Annotated in this window: 4 protein-coding genes; 1 reads left to right on the plus strand and 3 read right to left on the minus strand. The window is 53.3% G+C overall.

The window, feature by feature from the left end; all coding sequences use genetic code 11:
• Positions 1 to 1,214: PQQ-binding-like beta-propeller repeat protein (locus tag Q8Q07_00450; GenBank protein MDP3878762.1), on the plus strand; the 1,214-nt coding region annotated here is incomplete at its 5' end.
• Positions 1,215 to 1,274: 60 nt separating this feature from the next.
• On the opposite strand, the gene Q8Q07_00455 is transcribed toward Q8Q07_00450, so the two are convergent.
• Genes Q8Q07_00455 through atpG form a run of 3 tightly spaced genes read right to left on the minus strand, consistent with a single transcriptional unit; the run spans position 1,275 to position 3,965 of the window.
• A complete protein-coding gene (locus Q8Q07_00455) occupies positions 1,275 to 1,697 on the minus strand; it encodes a F0F1 ATP synthase subunit epsilon (protein ID MDP3878763.1) in 423 nt (140 codons plus the stop codon).
• A 4-nt stretch (positions 1,698 to 1,701) separates the two neighbouring features.
• Positions 1,702 to 3,093, minus strand: coding sequence for a F0F1 ATP synthase subunit beta (atpD, locus tag Q8Q07_00460; GenBank protein MDP3878764.1), 1,392 nt, complete (start codon positions 3,091 to 3,093; stop codon positions 1,702 to 1,704).
• Positions 3,094 to 3,107: 14 nt separating this feature from the next.
• Entirely contained in the window at positions 3,108 to 3,965 is an 858-nt protein-coding gene (atpG, locus tag Q8Q07_00465; GenBank protein MDP3878765.1) for an ATP synthase F1 subunit gamma, read from the minus strand.
• Between the last annotated feature and the right edge of the window lie 75 nt (positions 3,966 to 4,040).

Here is a 4,040-nt window from a genome sequence, read left to right on the forward strand (position 1 = left end):
GCCTCATCCCGCTATCGATTGCTTTCCTCGGTTTATACACTTTCACCGATGTCATGGCTAGACCATCTCAGGGGATAAACTCTGATTCCGCCCCCGGAGAATGGGCGATGTTTCGCCATGACTTGAGCCGCTCCGGCAGTAACGACCCCGGTGGACCCTTACCGCAAGGGACGCTGAAATGGGTTTTCTCGACGCCGGCTCCAATAGACTCATCGCCGGTAGTTGCGGATGGCACTGTCTATGTCGGCTCAAGGGATTTCAAGTTCTACGCCGTAGATACCGCCACTGGCACCAAACGCTGGGAATACCAAACGAGTGGCTGGGTGACCTCCTCAGCGGCAGTGGTCAATGGTGTCGCCTATTTCGGCTCAAATGACGGCAGGCTCTACGCCCTTAACGCCGATAGCGGTGAAAAACTGTGGGACTTCAAAACTCAATATGCGATTTCGTCTTCGCCGGCGGTAGCCGGTGGCATCGTTTATTTTGGCGCTGACGATTTTCATATCTATGCCCTGGACGCGGCAACGGGCATAAAGCTCTGGGATTTCGAAGCGGAAGCACCTATCGTCTCATCACCGGTAGTGGCCAACGGTATCCTTTACGTAGGGTCGAGTGACTTCGGCTATGCCTTAAACGCATTGACCGGAAAACCACGCCTTCGTTTTAAGGCATACTATACGGTGGTATCTTCTCCGGCGGTACTCAATGAAGTAATTTATTTCACCAACTCTTACGGCTACTTATTCGCCCTGAATGGCAATGCCCGGAATTGGCCCAGAGAGAATGAGCTTACTCCTTACTGGCTGCAACTATGGTTTATGGGTATACCCGGAGTGCCTTTCCCCCCACCCCAATCCGGCTTTCTCTGGGGACTCATCGTAGATAGAGCCGTCATTTCCTCTCCCGTAGTGATGAATGACACCATCTACACCAGTTCCAACAACAAGCTATTCGCTATTGACCTTCAGAAACAAGAAAAACGCTGGGAATTCGAAACTACCGCGACGATAGGTTCCCTCGGTTCCCCACCCGCCGTGTTAAATACCACACTCTACATCGCTAGCAAAGACGGATGGCTCCTGGCTCTGGATACCGCCAGCGGTGCTAAGCTCTGGGACATCCCCGTTGGAGAGGGGAGTACATCATCCCCCACCGTAGCTGACGGAACGATTTATATCGGCTCGCTTGACGGTAACCTCTACGCCATCAAATAGCCTAGGCGGAACCAAGCAGACACCAGCCCAACCGGCAACCCATTATAAAGATAAATGGGCTTATATCCTTTGGAGTCTTCTTCTCCTTCTCTCCGCCACCTTAAGGCGAGCTACAGCGCGGCGTAGTGCCGCTTCAGCCCGCGCGATATCAACCTCGGGAGTGGGATGAATAAGCCTCTCTTGAGCACGCCGTTTGGCCTCCTCAGCGCGAGCTAAATCAATTTCCTCGTCTCTTTCCGCCGATTCCGCCAGAACGATAACCCTGTCCGGACGCACCTCAAGGAAACCGCCAGAAATAGCTAAAGAATGCTCCTCTCCGCCTTGCCTCATACGCAGCTCCCCGGCCAGCAAGGTGGTCATCAAAGGGGCATGATGGGGCAGGATACCCAGCTGACCCTCAATACCCGGCGCAATAACCACATCCACCTCGGCCGAATAGACCACCCGTTCCGCAGTAACAACATCCAGTCTGATACCAGCCATGAGCCTATGCCCCCATTTTCTTCGCCTGCTCTACCGCATCATCTATCGTCCCCACCATATAAAAGGCTTGTTCCGGCAGAGCATCATGTTTACCTTCCAGAATCTCCTTAAAGCCACGCACTGTCTCCGCTATTGATACATACTTCCCCGGCCTGCCGGTAAAAATCTCGGTGACAAACATCGGTTGAGACAAGAATCTTTGTATTCGACGAGCCCGGGCGACAGTAAGTTTATCCTCATCACTAAGTTCCTCAATGCCCAGAATGGCGATGACATCCTGGAGGTCTTTATAGCGCTGCAGCACCTGCTGCACTTCACGAGCGACCCGATAGTGCTCCTCGCCGACAATATCAGGAGCCAGTATCCGCGAATTTGAGGTTAGCGGGTCAACCGCCGGATATAAGCCCTGCTCGGCAATGGACCTCTCCAGGGCAATAACGGCATCAAGGTGACCGAAGGTAGTTACCACTCCCGGGTCAGTATAATCATCCGCCGGAACGTAAACAGCCTGGAACGAGGTTATCGAGCCTTTCTTCGTCGAGGTAATCCTCTCCTCCAGTTCGCCAACCTCGGTAGCTAAAGTAGGCTGATAACCCACGGCTGAGGGCATCCGTCCCAGCAGCGCTGACACTTCCATACCGGCTAAGGTATAGCGGTAAATATTATCGATAAAGAGCAAAACGTCTTGATGCTCGACATCACGGAAATACTCTGCCATCGTTAATCCCGTCAACCCCACGCGCAGGCGAACCGCCGGTGGTTCATTCATCTGACCAAAGACCATCACCGTCTTATCAATCACCCCGGAAGCCTTCATTTCATGCCACAGGTCATTACCCTCGCGCGACCTCTCACCGATACCGGTAAAAACAGAGAAACCGCCATGCTCAGTGGCAATATTGCGGATTAGCTCCATAATAATCACCGTCTTACCCACTCCCGCCCCACCATAAGCCCCCACCTTACCACCCCTGGTGAAGGGAGTAATCAGGTCAACAACCTTGAGCCCGGTCTCCAGCATCTGGGTAGTAGTTTCTTGTTCCAGGAGCGTCGGCGGAGGACGGTGGATTGACCAGCGCTCCTCAGCTTTAACCTCACCAAGATTGTCTAATGCCTCACCGACAACATTAAACAGGCGCCCGAGGGTCGCTCGGCCTACCGGTACCGTCACCGGTGCCCCGGTATCCACAGCTTCGGTACCCCGTGCCAGCCCGTCGGTCGGTGATAACGCCAGACAGCGCACCCAGTTATTGCCGATATGTCCCTGGGCTTCAAGGACAATCTTGCTGCCATCACCCTTAATCTCAATAGCATGATAAAGTCCGGGCAGAGCGTCGGGCGGAAATTCGATGTCCACCACTGTCCCGATTACCTGGACCACTTTACCTTTAGCCATAAGAACCTCCTCTATTAAGCGAGAGCCTCGACCCCGCCGACAATATCCAAAAGCTCCTTAGTAATTGACTCCTGCCGGACTTTATTATACATCAGGGTTAAATCATCAATCAGGTCCCGAGCACTATCCGTAGCATTGCGCATCGCCACCATCCTGGCCGATTGCTCGCTGGCAATAGACTCCAGGATAGCATGATAAATCTGCATCTCAACAAACCGCGGCAGAAGGCCGGCTAACACGACCTCCGGACTGGGTTCGTAGATATAATCAACGTTCTGGGCTTTAGGTATCACCGCGGGCTCGACCGGCAGTATCTGCTGTATCACCGGTTTCTGCACGATGGTGCTGACAAACTGAGTATAAGCCAGATAAGCGGCATCGATACTGCCATTAGTGTAATCGTCAATAATGATTCGAGATATGGGTAAAGTATCGAGGAAGCCCGGGCGGTCACCCAGCCCGGTAAACTCAGCCCGAACGTCACGTCCGTACCGTCTCATAAAATCCAGCCCCTTACGCCCCACACAGGTAAAGACCAGCGGTACACTTTGCTCCGCAATAAATCCGGCGGCAATACGGTTCATATTGGCATTAAGCCCACCACACAAACCGCGGTCAGGAGTGATATGCACCACCGCTATTTTAGCTACGGTGCGGCGCTGTAACAGGGGGTGCAAGGCTTCCCCCGCCTGAGGTAAGGCAGCGAGGTCGGCAATGACCTGCCTGATTTTCTCGGCATAAGGCCGCCCGGCTAAACCACGCTCCTGTGCCCGCCTCAACTTGGAGGTGGCAATCATCTCCATCGCCCGGGTAATCTTAGCGATGTTCTGAACACCCCGTATCCGGCGACGAATCAAACGAATCGCAGCCACTTATTCAACCTCACTCTCTTAAATTATTCTAGTAAAAAGAGATTACCGCCGGTTCACCCTTCCACTACGCTGAAA

It is taken from the genome of Dehalococcoidales bacterium, from assembly GCA_030698765.1.
Taxonomy (GTDB): Bacteria; Chloroflexota; Dehalococcoidia; order Dehalococcoidales; family UBA2162; genus JAUYMF01.

Bases quoted from the DNA above. Each gene is read 5' to 3' on its own strand.
- Q8Q07_00455 (MDP3878763.1), bottom strand. From the start codon at position 1,697: ATGGCTGGTATCAGACTGGATGTTGTTACTGCGGAACGGGTGGTCTAT.
- atpD (MDP3878764.1), bottom strand. From the start codon at position 3,093: ATGGCTAAAGGTAAAGTGGTCCAGGTAATCGGGACAGTGGTGGACATC.